A 15,278-nucleotide genomic window follows, 5' to 3' on the forward strand; every position below is an offset into this window, starting at 1 on the left:
TCTGGATTGCTTCGTCGCTACGCTCCTCGCAATGACGATGTGGTGCGAGTCGACCGCTCCTACGACAACCGCATGTCCAGCAGCCTTCGTCCTTCGCTCTTCAGCAGCTTCTTCACCGCGCTCGACGCCACCACCTCGCCGTCATTGGCGTAAGCCTCGTGGTTCTTCTCGATGTCGTCGAGGCGGTAGAGGTAGTTGACCATCACGCCGGCGGATTCGCGCAGCCCCTTCGGCGAGAGGTCACCCAGCCAGTTGATGCGCTCGAGCCGGGCGCCGTTGCCGAGATGGAAGCGGGCGACGGAATCGATCAGCTTGCCCTTCGGCGTGCGCGCCTTGAGGAAGTAATGCGCGGCCAGCGGCTCGATCACGGCGCGGAGCAGCGACGTCGTCTCCGGGCTCTCGAACCATTTGGGATCGTCCAGGCGCTTCAGTACCTCGCGGTCCTCGTCCGACAGCGGCAGATCCTTGTCCTGCTTCACCCATGCCATGAAGCCGGGTACCGGCGACAGCGTCACGAAGGTGTCGAGCTTCGGCGTCTCGCGCCGCAGCTCCTCCACCACCTGCTTGATCAGGAAGCTGCCGAAGGAGATGCCGCCGAGGCCGCGCTGGGTGTTGGAGATCGAATAGAACACGGCGGTGCGCGCACGCTCGATCGGCAGATGCTGGCGGTCGACCGCAAGCAGCGGCGCGATCGCGCCCGGGATGGTCTCGGTCAGCGCCACCTCGACGAAGATCAGGGGCTCGTCCACCATCGCGGGGTGGAAGAAGGCGTAGCAGCGGCGGTCGACCGGATCGATGCGGCGGCGCAGATCGTCCCAGTCCGAGATCTCGTGCACGGCCTCGTAACGGATGATCTTTTCGAGGATGTTGGCCGGGGTCGACCAGTCGATCCTGCGCAGCACGAGAAACCCCCTGTTGAACCACGAAGAAAGAAGATGCGAGACGTCGCGGTCGAGCGCGGCGAGATCGGTGTGCCCGTTCATCATGTCGAGCAGATCGGCGCGCATGGCGACGAGGTCGCCGGTGCCGCCGGGCGCGCGGTTGAGCCTTCGGATCAGCTCCTGCCGCCGCGGCTCCGAGGCGAAATGCAGCGAGCTCGCGTCTTCGTCGCTCGGCGCGGCGCGCCATGTCTCGATCGCCCTGGAGAGGCGCTCCCGGTCCGGACCGAAGTCGCGCACCAGCCCTTCGAAGAAGGCGCGCCGTCCCGCCGCATCGAGCTCGCGGTAGATGTCGAGCACCTCGCGCGCGATGGCGATACCCGATGCTTCGCCCCGGCCCGACAGCAGCGCATCGCACAGCTCGAGCAACCCGTCGGCATCCCGTCCGGTGTCGGCGGATTCGCCGCGACGAAGCAGCGTGCGGCCGCGCTCGGAGATGGTGGCGAGCAGGTCGGAGAAGAAGGCATTGGCCATAGGGGCTTTCGTATCAGGTTTGTGCGTTGCGGAAGCTTACACGGGATTTGGGTGGAAGCCGATCACAATCAAGCGGAGGAATGCGGCAACTTTAGTCGGGCCGTGCGTTTGGAGAATGCGGTCATGCCGGGCGAAGGCGGGGTGATATGGGGGCGCGTCCTCGCCCCAAACACGATGTCATGCCCCGCGAAGGCGGGGCATCCAGTACGCCGCAGCCCATCTGTTTTATCACCGCCGCCGGTGGAATACTGGATTGCCCGCCTTCGCGGGCAATGACACCGAGCGAGTGGCTAACCCTTCCCCGCAAACTCCGTCGGCGTGCGTCCCGTCACCTGCCGGAACGCGGCCGAGAATGCCGGCACGCTGGCATAGCCGAGCTGGGTCGCGAGCTGCTTCACCGACACGCTGGCATCGGTCGACAGGCGCTGGATCGCCGCGGCGATCCGCGCGCGCTGGCACCAGCTCTTGAAGCTGAGCTGCGTCTCCGTCGAGAACAGCCGCGACAGCGTCCGCGCCGAGGTTCCGACCGCCCGCGCCAGCGTGTCGATGTCGTGCAGGGCGGTGGGATCGTCGAGCACGATCAGCGCGGCGCGCCGGCAGCGCACTTCGCGCGGCAGCGGCACGAACGTCGTGGAATCCTCGGCCTGGTGCAATTCCAGCATCACCAGGCGAACCAGGAGCTCGGTGCGCTCTTCCGTATTGCGCACGTCGAACAGCGCCAGGATGGCCTGGTTGAGCAGCGGCGACACCCGCACCACGAATTCCCTGGTCAGGCCGTCGTAGCGCTGCTCGCGCTTCAACCAGGCGAGATCGAAATACAGCGTGCGCATCTCGATGTCGGCAAGCAGGTCAATGGCGTGCTCGAGCCCGGCCGGGACCCATACCGCCCGGTCCGGCGGCACCAGCCAGCGCCCCCCAGGCGTCGTCACCTGCATGGTGCCCCTGGCAGCATAGATCAGCTGCGCCTCGCGGTGTAAATGCGGATCGATCCGCATGCCCCTGGGATAGTCGCGCGCGACCAGATGCACACCCGCGGGGGAGCGATGATTGCTGCGGACCTCACGCAGGACTGGCGTTTCCAAAATTGGCGTTTCAAAGACAGTCATTGGCGGCATCCCGTCATGGGGAGGACATATAACTCATTTCGGAGCAGGAGAGGATTCGGGAATGAACAGCCCCAGTCGGGTCATCAGTTTCGTCAACGCAGGCCATTTCATCGACCATTATTCGATGCTGATCTTCGCCGCCGCCGTCATCATCATGGGCCCGGCGCTCGGCATGGCCTATTCGGAACTTTTGCCCTACGCGACACCTGGCTTCGTGGCGTTCGGCGCGGGCTCGCTGCTCACCGGCTGGCTCGGCGACCGCTGGAGCCGCCGCCACATGATGCTGATCTTCTTCGTCGGCATCGGGGCGTCCATGGTCGCTGTCGGCTTCGTGCAGACCCCGGCGCAGCTCGGCGCCACGCTGCTGGCGATCGGCATCTTTGCGTCGATCTATCATCCCGTCGGCACCGCCATGATCGTGTCCTATGCCGATCGGCTCGGCCGCGAGATGGGCATCAACGGCGTCTGGGGCAATCTCGGCGTGGCGTCCTCGGCGCTCGTCACCGGCGTGATCGGCCAATATCTCGGCTGGCGCTTCGCCTTCATCATTCCCGGCGCGGTCACGATCCTGATCGGCATCGCCTTTGCGATCATGGTCGTGCACGAGGACCGCAAGGGCTCGAAACAGGCGGCGGCGCAGGCGCGGGTGGCCAGGCAGGACATGTGGCGCGTGGTGCTGTCGCTGCTGATCGTGGTGATCGCGATCTCCACGACGTTCAACGCCGTCACCGTGGCGCTGCCAAAATTGTTCGCCGAGCGTCTCGCGGACTTGACCAAGAGCCCGGCGCTGCTCGGGGCCATCGCCGCCTGCGTCTATGTATTCGGCGCGATGACGCAGTACACGATCGGCCGGCTGCTCGACCGCTATTCGCTGAAGACGGTGGCATTGCCGCTGTCCTTCATGCTGGCGCCGTTCCTGTATCTGGCCGCGAGCCTGGAGAATCTGCCGCTGATCCTGGTTTCGATCGGCATCGTCATGGGGGCGTTCGGGCAGGTCACGGTCAACGACGCCATGGTCGGCAAATACACTAGCGAGGAATGGCGCTCGCGCGCCTATGCCGTGCGTTACTTCATCGGCTTCACCGCGGCCGGCGCCTCGGTCGGCCTGGTCGCCTGGCTCTACGAGCAGGGCGGCTTCGTCACCATGCTGCACGCCTTCGCCGGCCTCTGCCTGCTCGCGATCGCAGCCGCGATCATCCTGCCGCGAGAGATCCGGACCCCCCACGCGGTGTGAGCTGCCGTGTCCCGGACAAGCTGCAGCGCTCCCGGCGATGCGAAGCATCGTCCGGTGCGCTGCTGCGCAGAGCCGGGACCCAGAGGCCGCGAGTGTCCCGTGTCGCAGGGCGCCCCGGCTCAGCAGCGCACCGCCGAAGTGGCGCTGCGCTGCGTCCGGGGCACGAGTCTCTCGACCGTCATTGCGAGCGTAGCGAAGCAATCCAGAATGTTTCCGCGGAGAGATTCTGGATTGCTTCGTCGCAAGGGCTCCTCGCAATGACGGAGGATGAGGCAGCAGCTGTGCAATTCTCTCCCATCGCTCGCGCCGTCCATCATCCCGCCCAACTCCTGTTTTGCCCGACGGCGCAAACCGCTTCGGCAAGGCCGAAATTTTCCCGAGCCTTTTCAACCCGATCCCTACTGTGCATGGGGTTGTTTTCGACTTTTTGCCCTCGTCGGCCGCCTCACGCCTCTGGAACCGGCTCCACCTGCTGCGGGTTCTATCTCCATGGCCCCGACGCCGGGGGTGAAGGGGGAAATTATCTGCATGCTCTCGCGCCTGCTCCGATCGGCCGGCCTTGTCCCGGCGGCGCTCGTCCTCACCACCATTGCGGCCGGCGCTGAAGCGGGCAAAGCGGCCGGCCCGTCCGAATTCCTGCTGGTGGCGCAGATCGTGCTGCTGATCGCGGTCGGCCGCGGCCTCGGCGAGATCATGCAGCGGATCGGCCAGCCCTCGGTGATCGGCGAATTGCTCGCCGGCATCATTCTCGGGCCGTCGCTGTTCGGCTGGATCTGGCCGGAGGCGCAAGCAGCGCTCTTCCCCAAGTCGCCCGAGCAGAAGGCGATGCTCGACGGCATCGCGCAGGTCGGCATCCTGCTGCTTTTGCTGCTCACCGGCATGGAGACCGATCTCAAGCTGGTCCGGAAGGTCGGCAGGGCCGCGGTCGCGATCTCGATCGCAGGCATCGTCGTGCCGTTTGCCTGCGGCTTCGCGCTCGGCGAGTTCCTGCCCGATGCGCTGCTGCCCAATCCGGAACAGCGCCTGGTGGCCTCGCTGTTCATGGGCACGGCGCTGTCGATCTCCTCGGTCAAGATCGTCGCGGTGGTCGTGCGCGAGATGAACTTCATGCGCCGCAATGTCGGCCAGGTCATCGTCGCGACCGCCGTCATCGACGACACCATCGGCTGGATCATCATCGCCGTCATCTTCAGCCTGGCTTCGCACGGCACGCTGGACATCGCCTCGGTGGCGAAGGCGGTGCTGGGGACGCTGCTGTTCCTCGCGGTCAGCTTCACGATCGGCCGCCGCCTGGTGTTTCAGCTGATCCGCTGGGCCAACGACAACCTCGTCAGCGCCGCGGCGGTCATCACGGTGATCCTGCTGCTGATGTGCGTGATGGCGATGATCACGCATGCCATCGGCGTCCACACCGTGCTTGGCGCCTTCGTCGCCGGCATCCTGGTCGGGGAGTCGCCGATCCTGACACGGCAGATCGACGAGCGCCTGCGCGGCCTGATCTCCAGCTTCTTCATGCCGGTGTTCTTCGGCCTTGCCGGCCTCGCCGCCGATCTCTCCGTGCTGCGCGATCCCGGTCTGCTGATGCTCACCGGCCTCCTGGTCCTGATCGCCAGCGTCGGCAAGTTCGGCGGCGCCTTCGTCGGCGGCGCATTGGGCGGCCTCAGCAAGCGGGAATCGCTGGCGCTGGCGAGCGGCATGAACGCGCGCGGCTCGACCGAGGTGATCATCGCCACCATCGGCCTGTCGATCGGCGTGCTCAGCCAGAACCTGTTCACGATGATCGTGACCATGGCGATCGTGACCACGATGGCGATGCCCCCGATGCTGCGCGCAGCGTTGGCGAGGCTGCCGATGAACAAGGAGGAGAAGGAGCGGCTGGAGCGGGAGGAATTCGAGAAGCGCGGCTTCCTCGCCAATCTCGAGCGGCCTCTGCTGGCGGTGGACGAAAGCGTCAACGCCACCTTTGCCGCCCACCTCGCGGGCCTGATCGCCGGCATGCGCGGCCTGCCGATTACCGTGCTGCACATCGGCCGAAACGCCAAGGAGCAGGAGAAGAGCCGCGAGGAGGAGAAGAGCCACGAAGCCGTGGTGAAGAAGGCGGCCGAGGTAGTGGCGGCCAGCAAGGAAGAGGACACCGGCAGCATCGATGTCGTCACCCGCGCAAGGCGTGCCGAGCTCGGCGAGACCATCATCGAGGAGGCGCGCAAGGGCTTTGATCTCCTCGTCGTCGGCATCGACAAGGTCGCCGCGACCAAGGATCGCTTCGACCGCAAGATCGAGGACATCGCCGCGACGTTCGAGGGACCGCTCGCGATCGCCGCGGCGAAGGGCAAGCACCTGAAGCAGCCGAATCCCGACGGGCTCAACATGCTCATTCCGGTCTCCGGCAGCGCCATCTCCAAGCGCGGCGCCGAGGTCGCGGTCGCGCTGGCGCAAGGAGGATCGGGCTCGCTCCGCATGATCTACGTCGCGACCACGCGCGACAAGGGCGCGCAGCGCGGCACCTCCCGCGGCCTCGGCCAGGAGGCCGGCATCCTCAAGGACGCCAGCGATCTTGCCGCCCGCTACGACGTCGACTTCACCACCACGCTGCGGGTGAACCGGGCGCCGGAAGTCGCGATCCTGCGCGAGATCGACACCACCGACGTCGATCTCGTCGTCATGGGCGTTGACCGCATCCAGGGCGACCACCTCTCCTTCGGCGGCGTCGCCGATGCCGTGCTCAGGCAGTCGAAGGTCTCGGTGCTGCTGGTGTCGAGCGGCGAGGCGCGGCCGGCTGCGGTGGAGAAGGGTTGAACTGATCGACTTATTTGCTGCGGCCGGAGCGCTTCACCTCTCCCCAGCGGGGAGAGGTCGGATTGCGCAGCAATCCGGGTGAGGGGCCGCAGTATTCGGTGCGACTGTAACCCCTCACCCGGAACGCATCTTCGATGCGCTCCGACCTCTCCCTTCGGGAGAGGTGACCCGAAGCAGCGGCTCCTAAGGCTTCAGCTCCGCCACCACCTTCGGCGCCTTCTTGCTCGCCCGCCAGTTCTCGAAGCGCTGCACCACGACGAAGAAGGCCGGCACGAACAGCACCGCGAGGCAGGTCGAGGCCAGCATGCCCGAGAACACGGTGATGCCGATCGACTTGCGCGCGCTGGCGCCGGCGCCGGTGGCGAGCACCAGCGGCACCACGCCGAGGATGAAGGCGAACGAGGTCATCAGGATCGGGCGGAAGCGCGCGCGGGCCGCTTCGATCGCGGCTTCCAGCACCGGCTTGCCGTCGCGGCCGTGCAGCTCGAGCCCGACCTCGACGATCAGGATCGCGTTCTTGGCCGACAGCGCGATCAGCAGGATCAGGCCGATCTGGCAGTAGAGATTGTTGTCAATCTTGAGCCCGGAGAGGATCAGCATCGGCCCGAGCAGCGACAGCGGCACCGCGAGGATCACCGAGATCGGCGCGTACCAGCTCTCGTACTGGCCAGCGAGCACGAGATAGACCAGCAGCATGGCAAGGCCGAACACCCAGTAGATCTGGTTCGAGACCGCCTTCTCCTGGTAGGACATCGCGGTCCATTCATAGCCGGTGCCCGGCGGCAGCGTCTTGTCCGCGATCTCCTCCATCAGCTTCAGGGATTGGCCGGAGGAGTAGCCCTGTGCCGGCAGGCCGATCACGGTCGAGGACGGATAGAGGTTGTAGAGGCTGATCAGCGATGGGCCGGTGGCCGGCGTGATCTTGGCGACGGTGCCGATCGGGATCATGTCGCCGTTGGAGTTGCGCACCATCATGTTGGCGATGTCGCGCTCGGTGACGCGGAAGGCGGGATCGGCCTGGGTGTAGACCTGGAACACGCGGCCGAACTTGTTGAACTGGTTGACATAGGACGAGCCGAGATAGGTCGACAGCGCTGCGAACACCTGATCGGTGGTGACGTGCAGCGTCTGGGTCTTGACCCGGTCGATCTCGACGTTGAACTGCGGCACCGAGGAGCGGAACGATGACTGCACGCGCTGCAGTGCGCTCTGGCTCTGGCCGTTCGCGACCACCGCCGCAGTGATGGCCTGCAGCTTGGCGAAATCGCTGTTGCCGTCGCGCAGCTCGACCTGCATCGAGAAGCCGGCGGCGTTGCCGATGCCCTGGATCGGCGGCGGCGGCAGCACGATGGTGCGCGCTTCCATGATGGTCGCGAGCTTGTCGTTGAGGCCGTAGACCAGCGAGCGCAGATCCTCGCCGGGCCCCTTGCGGGCGTCCCAATCCTTCAGGATGATGTAGGCGACCCCGGCATTGGCGAGGCTGGCGCTGTTGTCGAGCGCCGAGATGCCGGCGATGGTGATGACCTGCGCCACGCCAGGCGTGTCCTTGATGATCTCGCTGGCGCGATCGAGCACGTTCTGGGTCCGCTCCAAGGCGGCGCCGTCGGGCAGCTGGACGGCGGCGATCAGATAGCCCTGGTCCTCGATCGGCAGGAAGCCGGTCGGCACCCGCGACAGGCCGTAGCCGCTGGCGCCGATGACCAGCAGCGCGAACGCGACCGAGATCGTGGCGTGCTTGACGAGGAAAGTGATCAGCCTCGTATAGCCGCGCTCGACGCGGTCATAGACCGCGTTGAAGCCGCGGTAGAAGAAATTGCGTTGCTCCGGCGGCACCGCCGGCCGCAGCCACAGCGCGCATTGCGTCGGCTTCAAGGTCGCCGCGTTGATGGCGGACAGCAGCGCGGTCGCCGCGATTACCAGCGCGAACTGCGAGTAGATCCGTCCGGTGAGGCCGGCAAGGAAAGAGGCCGGCAGGAACACCGAGATCAGCACCAGGGTGATGCCGACGATCGGCGCGAACAGCTGGTCCATCGCCTTGATCGCGGCGTCGTGGCCGTTCATGCCCTGCTCGATGTTGTGCGCGGCGCCTTCGACCACGACGATGGCGTCGTCGACTACGATGCCGATCGCCAGCACGATCGCGAACAGCGTCGACATGTTGATGGTGAAGCCGAGCGCCGCCATCGCGGCGAAGGCGCCGATGATGGTGACGGGCACGGTGGTGGCCGGCACCAGCATCGCGCGCCAGTCCTGCAGGAACACCAGGATCACGACCAGCACCAGAAGGCCGGCCTCGATCAGCGTCATGTAGACCTCGTGCACCGAGGCCTCGACGAACTTGGTGGTGTCGAACGGCGTGTCGTATTTGATGCCTTCCGGAAACCGCTTGGCGAGCTCGGCCATCTTCTTCTCGACGGCCTTCTCAACCTGGAGCGCGTTGGCGCCGGGTGACTGGAATACGCCGATGCCGACCGCCGGCTGCTTGTTCAGCGAGAAGATCTGGCTGTAGGTCTGCGCCCCCAGCTCGACCCAGCCGACGTCGCGCACGCGCGTGACGTCGCCGCTCGAGCCCGATTTGACGATGATGTTCTCGAACTGGCCGGTGTCGTCGAGCCGTCCGTTGACGTTGAGCGTGTACTGGAACGCCTGTCCCGGCGGCGTCGGCGGCGCGCCGACCTGGCCGGCGGCGACCTGCTGGCTCTGCTGCTGGATCGCCTGGATGACGTCCTGCGGCACCAGGCCACGGACCTGCAGCTTGTTGGGATCGAGCCAGACCCGCATCGAATACTGGCCGGCGCCGAACACGGTGACGTTGCCGACGCCGGGCAGGCGCGAGAGCTCGTCGCGGATGTTGATGGTGGCGTAGTTGCTCAGATAGAGGCTGTCGTAGCGCGAATCCGGCGAGGTCAGCGTCACGAACAGAAGGATCGAGGTCGACCGCTTCTGCACGGTGACGCCCTGGTTCTGCACCGCCTGCGGCAATTGCGACAGCGCGCTGGAGACGCGGTTCTGCACCAGCACCTGCGCGAAGTTGAGGTCGGTGCCGATCTTGAAGGTCACCGTCAGCGTGTAGGTGCCGTCGGAGCCGCTGTAGGACTGCATGTAGAGCATGTCCTCGACACCGTTGACCTGCTGCTCGATCGGCAGCGCCACGGTGTCGATCACGGTCTTGGCGCTGGCGCCGGGATAGCGCGTGGTGACCTGCACGGTCGGCGGCACCACGTCGGGATATTGCGCGACGGCGAGGTTGAACAGCGCGACGCCGCCGATGAGGATCATCAACAGCGCGATGACGTTCGAGAGGACCGGCCGCTCGATGAAGAATTTTGAGATCATGGCTGGCCCTTACTTGCTCGAGGCCTGCGGCTGCTCGATCTTCGTCACCTGGGGATCGATCTTCTGGCCTGGGATCACCCGCAGCAATCCCGCGATCACCACGCGATCGTCCGGCTTCAGGCCGCTTTCGATCACGCGCAGCCCGTTGTCGACCGGCCCGATCTGCACCTTGCGCTGCTCGACGACATTGTCGCCGTTGACCACCAGCAGATAGCGGCCGCCCTGGTCGCTGCCCAGCGCGGCGTCGGGGACGAGCAGAGAGCTCTTCTCCTGCTCGAACGGCACGCGGACGCGGACGAAATAGCCGGGCAGCAGCAAGCGCTTGTCGTTGGCGATGAGGCCGCGCACCGCCAGCGTGCCGGTGGATTGATTGAGCGTCGGCGAGACGTAGTCGAGATGACCTTCGTGGGGATAGCCGCTCTCGGTTTGGAGGCCGATCTGGATCGGAAATTGCTTGAGGTTGGCGGGGGTATATCCCCGGCGGGCAGCTTCTGCGCGGATGCGCAGCACGTCCTGCTCGTTGATGGTGAAGTTCACATAGATCGGGTCCATCGCGACGATGGTGGCGAGCTGGGTCGGCGAGGAGACGCCGACGAGCTCGCCGACCGAGACCATGTGGGCGCTGACGATGCCGTCGAACGGCGCCGTCACCTTGGTGTAGCCGTAATTGACCTGGGCCAGCCTGGTGTTGACTTGCGCCTGCTGCAGATTGGCCTGGGCGTTGTCGCGCGCGGACGTGGAATTGTCGAGCGTGGCTTGCGAGACCGCCTGACGCTGCACCAGCTCGGCCTGCCGCTTGTAGTCGGCGTCGGTCTGCCGCACCGAAGCCTGCGCGCCGATCTCCGCCGCCTGCGCCTGTTCGAGCTTGAGCTTGTAGGTCTCCGGCTCGATCGTGAACAGCTGGGTACCCTGTTTCACGAAAGTGCCGTCCTGGTAGTCGATCGATTGCAGGAAGCCCTGCACCCGCGCCACCAGATCGACGCTCTTGATCGGCGCGGTGTTGCCGGTGGCCTCGATGTAGCGCGTCACCGGACGCTGCACGGGCGTTGCGACGTCCACCTTGGGCGGCGGCGGGGCGACATACGCGTTCTTGTCCTCGCAGCCGGCGAGCACGGCCATGGACGCCGCAGCGGAAAGGACCCGCCCGATATGCCTCCACGCTTCATTACGGCGCGCGGGAGTGGCGGGATTCGGCGCGGTCATTCGGTAGCCCCCGATTGCTGTCTGTCGGTGCGGCAGGCTAGCAATAAACGAATGGCCGTGGAACACCATAGCCATGGCAGTCGCCGGCCTTGCCCCGCAACGAGCGATGTGGCCTTTGGCAGGTTTATCACGACAAACCGCTTTTCATCGGCGGCGCGATCGACCGGAATTGTATCAAAGGCCGCGCGAGCCAAACGGAGCGGTCGGAAAGAAGAATGAGTGAGGAGACCATGAACATGCTAGCAGACGGCTTGAAGGACGAGATCGCGCCGACCGGCAAGCTGCGGGTCGCGATCGCCATCAGCCCCGCAGGCGGCGCGTTCTGGTCGACCAGGACCGAAGCCGGCTATGCCGGCGTCCCGGTCGATCTCGGCAAGGCGATGGCCGCGCAGCTCGGCGTCCCCGTCGAATATGTCGTGCACCAGAATTCCGGGCAGATCACCGACGCTGCGTCGACAGGGACGTGGGACGTCACCTGGCTGCCCAAAGATCCCGAGCGCGAGACCAGGATGCTGTTTGGCCCGATCTATGAGGTCGCGGACGCCACCTACATCGTCAAGCCCGGCTCGGCGGTCACCAACTTCGCAACGCTGGACCGACCCGGCATCAAGGTCGCCGCCGTCAATGCCACCACGACCATGCGCGGCGCGATCGCGCATCTGAAGCATGCCAAGGTCACGGGCTATCAGACCTATGACGAGATCTTCGGCCGGCTCAGGAGCGGCGAGATCGACGCCTTCGCATTGTCGCGCGACCAGCTCAACAAGATGGCGCAGAAGATCCCGGGCACGCGCGTGCTGGACGAGACGTTCAAGAAGACCGTGACCGCCGTCGCCGTGCCGCTCGGCCACAACCGGGCGCTGGCGTTCGTCACGACGTTCATGACGGACGCGACGAGCAACGGCACCCTGCGCAGGGCCTATGACGAGAATGGCCTGAAGGATTCGCCGATCAGGACGGAGTAGCGTCCGTCAGCCTGGTTTTCCGCGATCGGGCTAAGTCCCGGTCGCAGCTGCCTCGCGCGCGTGCCACGCTGAGAGGACCGCACGTTCTTCATCGGCGGTCAGCCCGACGACCGGGCCGTCGCTGCTACGAAGCCATTGCAGCGTATCGCGCGCGGTGTCAGCCGGTGGTCGTGAGATTAGGCCGGCCTCGCAGGCCGGTGTGGTGTCGCGCGTCATGAAGCCGGCGAAGTCGCGCGGGGGCAGCCACAGCGGCAATGATCGCGGGCCCGCCCAGCGCCGCGACCGCGCGGCCGACCTGGCCGGGATGACGCGAGACGTCGACCACAGCATCGAACGTCTCGCCCGCGAGCGGCGCAAGACCGTCGGCCACATCGCGGTCGATCCGGATCAAGCGCGCGCCCGCCGCAATCGGCCCGGCAAGGCCGCGGGCGGCGCAGGTCACATCGTGATCGGCAGCGCAAGCATGGCTTGCAATCGCCCGGCCGAGAAACTGGCTGCCGCCGAGAACGAGAATGCGCATGGAATAGTCCGTGTGGTCGATGTCCGCGAGACTACAACCTGCGCTAGCAGTTGCAACCCGCCTCGCCGCGCTCTGATTGCCCGCCACGCCCGATCGCACGCGGTGGGAAGCATACGACGACAGTGACCGGAGGACGCCTCGAATAGGAACGGAGTACGGTGCGTGAGTATTGAGACGCCTGATCTCGGTCGCGCTGCTCTTTGCGGCCATCGCAGACTCGTTGCGCCCCGGCTTTCTTCTCTCGAGTTGGAGGTGATCCAAGACCGACTTCCTCTCGTTCCAATCCCCGAGGGAAGCTTTGCTATGAACCGAACGCTTGCGAAGATCTGTCAGGAAATGGCCGGCCGGGTGCTCGAACTTCAGCGCGGCCTCAACACGCCTGAGCGGCGGTTGGAATTGGCCGGTGAACTTCAGGCCACGATTGAAAAGTACCTCGCGTTCGAAAAGCGAAAGAACCGTTTTTCGGTGCGGAAAGACAGGTAGCACCGCTTCAATCAGGTTGAGTTCCGCAATGTTCGCACGTCGGCGCCGTGCTTTCATTGATTTCTTTGGGCTTTTCGTCCTGAACGTTCGAAAGCGGGAGGAACTCTCCTGGCTGAACGTCCAGCATACCCGTGTTTTCACGGTTACAGCGAAGCACCGCTCAATGGTGTCTAGTTGTTACGGCATTTCAGCCCAAGGGGACTACAGATGAAAAAAACAATGCTAGCCGGTGTCGCAATGGCGGCACTGGCGTTGAGTACCCATGCGCAGGCCGCTGATATGGCGGCAAGGCCGTACGTCAAAGCGCCGCCGCCCGCTGTGGCGTCGGTTTACGATTGGAGCGGCTTCTACATCGGCGGCAACGGCGGATGGGGCACCACCCGCAACTGCTGGGACTTTGTGAGCTTCGCAGGCGCAGCCTTTACGGCAGGCGAGGGATGTCACAACGCAGACGGTGCCGTCGCTGGCGGTCAGATCGGATATCGCTGGCAGTCGGCGTCCTGGGTGTTCGGACTGGAGGCGCAAGGGGATTGGGCCGACTTGAACGGATCGCGGGTGTCGTCGCCTGCCTTCGTGTTCGCGCCAGGTGACCTCACCATTAATTCTCAGGTGCGCGCCTTCGGTCTTTTCACGGGCCAGGTCGGATGGGCCTGGAACAACGTGCTGCTCTATGCCAAGGGCGGTGCGGCCGTGGTGGATAATCGCTACACCCACACGTTCACGGCGACCAGTGCGTTGATCAACAGCAGCAGCGATACGCGTTGGGGAGCCACCGTCGGCGCCGGTATGGAGTTCGGCTTCGCTCCCAATTGGTCGGTCGGCGTGGAGTACGATCACATTTTCCTCGATCGTCGGACTCTGAGCTTTGCGGCTGCGCCTGGAGGTGTTGCGACGACCAATAGCATCGGTCAGGACGTTGATATCGTGACGGCACGCATCAATTATCGCTTCGGCGGACCGGGCTTGACGCGTTACTGAGGACCCCGGTACGGCCGCGGATTGTCACCATTGATCCCGCGATTTGAAGAATGAAGAGAAGGACGATCGGTCACCCGGTCGCCCTTTTCACGCGAGAATGATCGTCTGGTTCGAGTTCGCACGCACCCCAATAAGAAGGGATACCGCTCGCGCGCGACCTACCGCCCCTTGATCTCCGCATACTTCGCCATCGCCTTCTCGAACTTCCGGTTGAACAGCCACATCGCGGCGAAGATCTCGCGATAGCTTGCCGAAGTTCGCGCCCGGTCGGCCTGTCCGAACGCGAAAATGCTGTTGTTGCGCAGGTACCTCATGATCCTGGGGCTGGACACCCGGTAGTTCAGGAGATCGCCCGATCTCAGCGCGGACTGCGTCGGGGTGGGAACGATCTGGATCAGTTGAAACAGCTTCATCTGGTCGATCGGGTCGGGCAGCGTCTTCGCGATGCCCGGGATCTCCCGGAACAGGTCGGCGTGCGCGTTCATCAGTCCGTTGCGCACATTGGTCCAGTGGTTGAAGCGGTGGTCGGTGCCGCGGGCGCGCGCCTCCTCCCTGTCGTCGCGCGCGCTCAAGCCCGGGTCGATCGCAGCGACGTCGCCCTTGATCTTCTCCCATTTCCGCCTGCCGTTGCGATCCTCGGAGGGGCCGGTCTGGAAGCTGCCCATGTAGGTGTTCGAGCGTCCGTTGCGGACGTTCTGCTTGCCGTTGGTCTCGGCGAAGAACAAGCCGAGGCTGATGCGTCCCGCGGCGTCGGCATGCTCGGGCGCGAGCCCCTTGGCGCGCGCGATCACTGTGGCGAGGTCGACGACGTCCCTGAACGGCGTCGGCGAGTTCTGCGCGCCCGCAGGCGGCGCCTCCATGACGTCGAACAGCCTGCTGTATTCCTCGATCAGCGGCTCGATATCGGCGTCGAAATAGGCCGGGGGAATTTCGAACTTGTTGGGCCGGCCGATCCGCGACGGCACGGCGTCGGTGAGATCCTTGTAGGTGCTGATCACGGCGACGCGCGCCAGATACAGCGCTTGTCCCGGCAGGTTCGGCAGCGGCTCCTTGGCGTCGATCTGGCGCCGCCGCTCGGCAAGGATCGATTTGAACTCGCCGAGCGCCCGGTCATAGGCGGCGACCGCCTCCGATTGCCGGGAAGTGAGTGCGCCCTTTTGCGCGAGGGCAGGGCCCATGATGAAGAAGGCAACAGCTACAAAGACTGCGAGACGTCTGAATCCCATGGCCGGTTCCCGTCGATTC

The 15,278-nt window shown here is 65.2% G+C and carries 10 protein-coding genes; 4 read left to right on the forward strand and 6 right to left on the reverse strand.

All coding sequences use genetic code 11. The features are described 5' to 3' along the window. Positions 1-59 precede the first annotated feature (59 nt). The gene (locus DCM80_RS19530; protein WP_257193184.1) at positions 60-1,412 is read right to left on the reverse strand and encodes a malonyl-CoA decarboxylase; all 1,353 of its coding nucleotides are present in this window, start codon (positions 1,410-1,412) and stop codon (positions 60-62) included. A gap of 290 nt (positions 1,413-1,702) precedes the next feature. Next, positions 1,703-2,527 (reverse strand): helix-turn-helix transcriptional regulator, encoded by an 825-nt coding sequence (locus DCM80_RS19535; RefSeq protein WP_257193186.1) that lies wholly within the window; start codon positions 2,525-2,527, stop codon positions 1,703-1,705. 52 nt (positions 2,528-2,579) lie between these two features. Between DCM80_RS19535 and DCM80_RS19540 the strand changes: the two genes are divergently transcribed. Both DCM80_RS19540 and DCM80_RS19545 read left to right on the forward strand, forming a co-directional pair. Continuing rightward, positions 2,580-3,752, forward strand: coding sequence for an MFS transporter (locus tag DCM80_RS19540; RefSeq protein WP_257193187.1), 1,173 nt, complete (start codon positions 2,580-2,582; stop codon positions 3,750-3,752). A 528-nt stretch (positions 3,753-4,280) separates the two neighbouring features. After that, positions 4,281-6,548: a cation:proton antiporter gene (locus DCM80_RS19545; RefSeq protein WP_257193190.1), complete on the forward strand. Its 2,268-nt coding sequence runs from the start codon at positions 4,281-4,283 to the stop codon at positions 6,546-6,548. 183 nt (positions 6,549-6,731) lie between these two features. On the opposite strand, the gene DCM80_RS19550 is transcribed toward DCM80_RS19545, so the two are convergent. Further along, positions 6,732-9,884 carry an efflux RND transporter permease subunit gene (locus DCM80_RS19550; protein WP_257193191.1) on the reverse strand — a complete coding sequence of 1,051 codons (3,153 nt, stop codon included), beginning with the start codon at positions 9,882-9,884 and terminating at the stop codon, positions 6,732-6,734. Between the two features lie 9 nt (positions 9,885-9,893). Next, the gene (locus DCM80_RS19555; RefSeq protein ID WP_257176948.1) at positions 9,894-11,087 is read right to left on the reverse strand and encodes an efflux RND transporter periplasmic adaptor subunit; all 1,194 of its coding nucleotides are present in this window, start codon (positions 11,085-11,087) and stop codon (positions 9,894-9,896) included. A gap of 230 nt (positions 11,088-11,317) precedes the next feature. Here DCM80_RS19555 and DCM80_RS19560 point away from each other — a divergent pair, with 230 nt between their 5' ends. Next, positions 11,318-12,052 carry an ABC transporter substrate-binding protein gene (locus tag DCM80_RS19560; protein WP_257193194.1) on the forward strand — a complete coding sequence of 245 codons (735 nt, stop codon included), beginning with the start codon at positions 11,318-11,320 and terminating at the stop codon, positions 12,050-12,052. A gap of 157 nt (positions 12,053-12,209) precedes the next feature. On the opposite strand, the gene DCM80_RS19565 is transcribed toward DCM80_RS19560, so the two are convergent. Further along, positions 12,210-13,112 carry a hypothetical protein gene (locus DCM80_RS19565; RefSeq protein ID WP_257193195.1) on the reverse strand — a complete coding sequence of 301 codons (903 nt, stop codon included), beginning with the start codon at positions 13,110-13,112 and terminating at the stop codon, positions 12,210-12,212. Positions 13,113-13,262: 150 nt separating this feature from the next. Here DCM80_RS19565 and DCM80_RS19570 point away from each other — a divergent pair, with 150 nt between their 5' ends. Beyond that, complete coding sequence (locus DCM80_RS19570; RefSeq protein WP_257193196.1) at positions 13,263-14,033, forward strand: outer membrane protein; 771 nt, start codon at positions 13,263-13,265, stop codon at positions 14,031-14,033. A gap of 158 nt (positions 14,034-14,191) precedes the next feature. Here the strand turns inward: DCM80_RS19570 and DCM80_RS19575 are convergent, their stop codons facing one another. Continuing rightward, positions 14,192-15,259, reverse strand: a complete 1,068-nt coding sequence (locus DCM80_RS19575; protein WP_257193197.1) for a hypothetical protein — start codon at positions 15,257-15,259, stop codon at positions 14,192-14,194. Positions 15,260-15,278: the final 19 nt, after the last annotated feature.

This window comes from Bradyrhizobium sp. WBOS08 (assembly GCF_024585125.1).
GTDB lineage: Bacteria > Pseudomonadota > Alphaproteobacteria > Rhizobiales > Xanthobacteraceae > Bradyrhizobium > Bradyrhizobium japonicum_B.

Excerpts from the sequence above, each read along its gene's own strand:
- DCM80_RS19565 (WP_257193195.1), bottom strand. The coding sequence starts at position 13,112 with ATGAAAGCACGGCGCCGACGTGCGAACATTGCGGAACTCAACCTGATT.
- DCM80_RS19555 (WP_257176948.1), bottom strand. The coding sequence starts at position 11,087 with ATGACCGCGCCGAATCCCGCCACTCCCGCGCGCCGTAATGAAGCGTGG.
- DCM80_RS19575 (WP_257193197.1), bottom strand. The coding sequence starts at position 15,259 with ATGGGATTCAGACGTCTCGCAGTCTTTGTAGCTGTTGCCTTCTTCATC.
- DCM80_RS19560 (WP_257193194.1), top strand. The coding sequence starts at position 11,318 with ATGAACATGCTAGCAGACGGCTTGAAGGACGAGATCGCGCCGACCGGC.
- DCM80_RS19540 (WP_257193187.1), top strand. The coding sequence starts at position 2,580 with ATGAACAGCCCCAGTCGGGTCATCAGTTTCGTCAACGCAGGCCATTTC.
- DCM80_RS19570 (WP_257193196.1), top strand. The coding sequence starts at position 13,263 with ATGAAAAAAACAATGCTAGCCGGTGTCGCAATGGCGGCACTGGCGTTG.
- DCM80_RS19530 (WP_257193184.1), bottom strand. The coding sequence starts at position 1,412 with ATGGCCAATGCCTTCTTCTCCGACCTGCTCGCCACCATCTCCGAGCGC.
- DCM80_RS19535 (WP_257193186.1), bottom strand. The coding sequence starts at position 2,527 with ATGCCGCCAATGACTGTCTTTGAAACGCCAATTTTGGAAACGCCAGTC.
- DCM80_RS19550 (WP_257193191.1), bottom strand. The coding sequence starts at position 9,884 with ATGATCTCAAAATTCTTCATCGAGCGGCCGGTCCTCTCGAACGTCATC.
- DCM80_RS19545 (WP_257193190.1), top strand. The coding sequence starts at position 4,281 with ATGCTCTCGCGCCTGCTCCGATCGGCCGGCCTTGTCCCGGCGGCGCTC.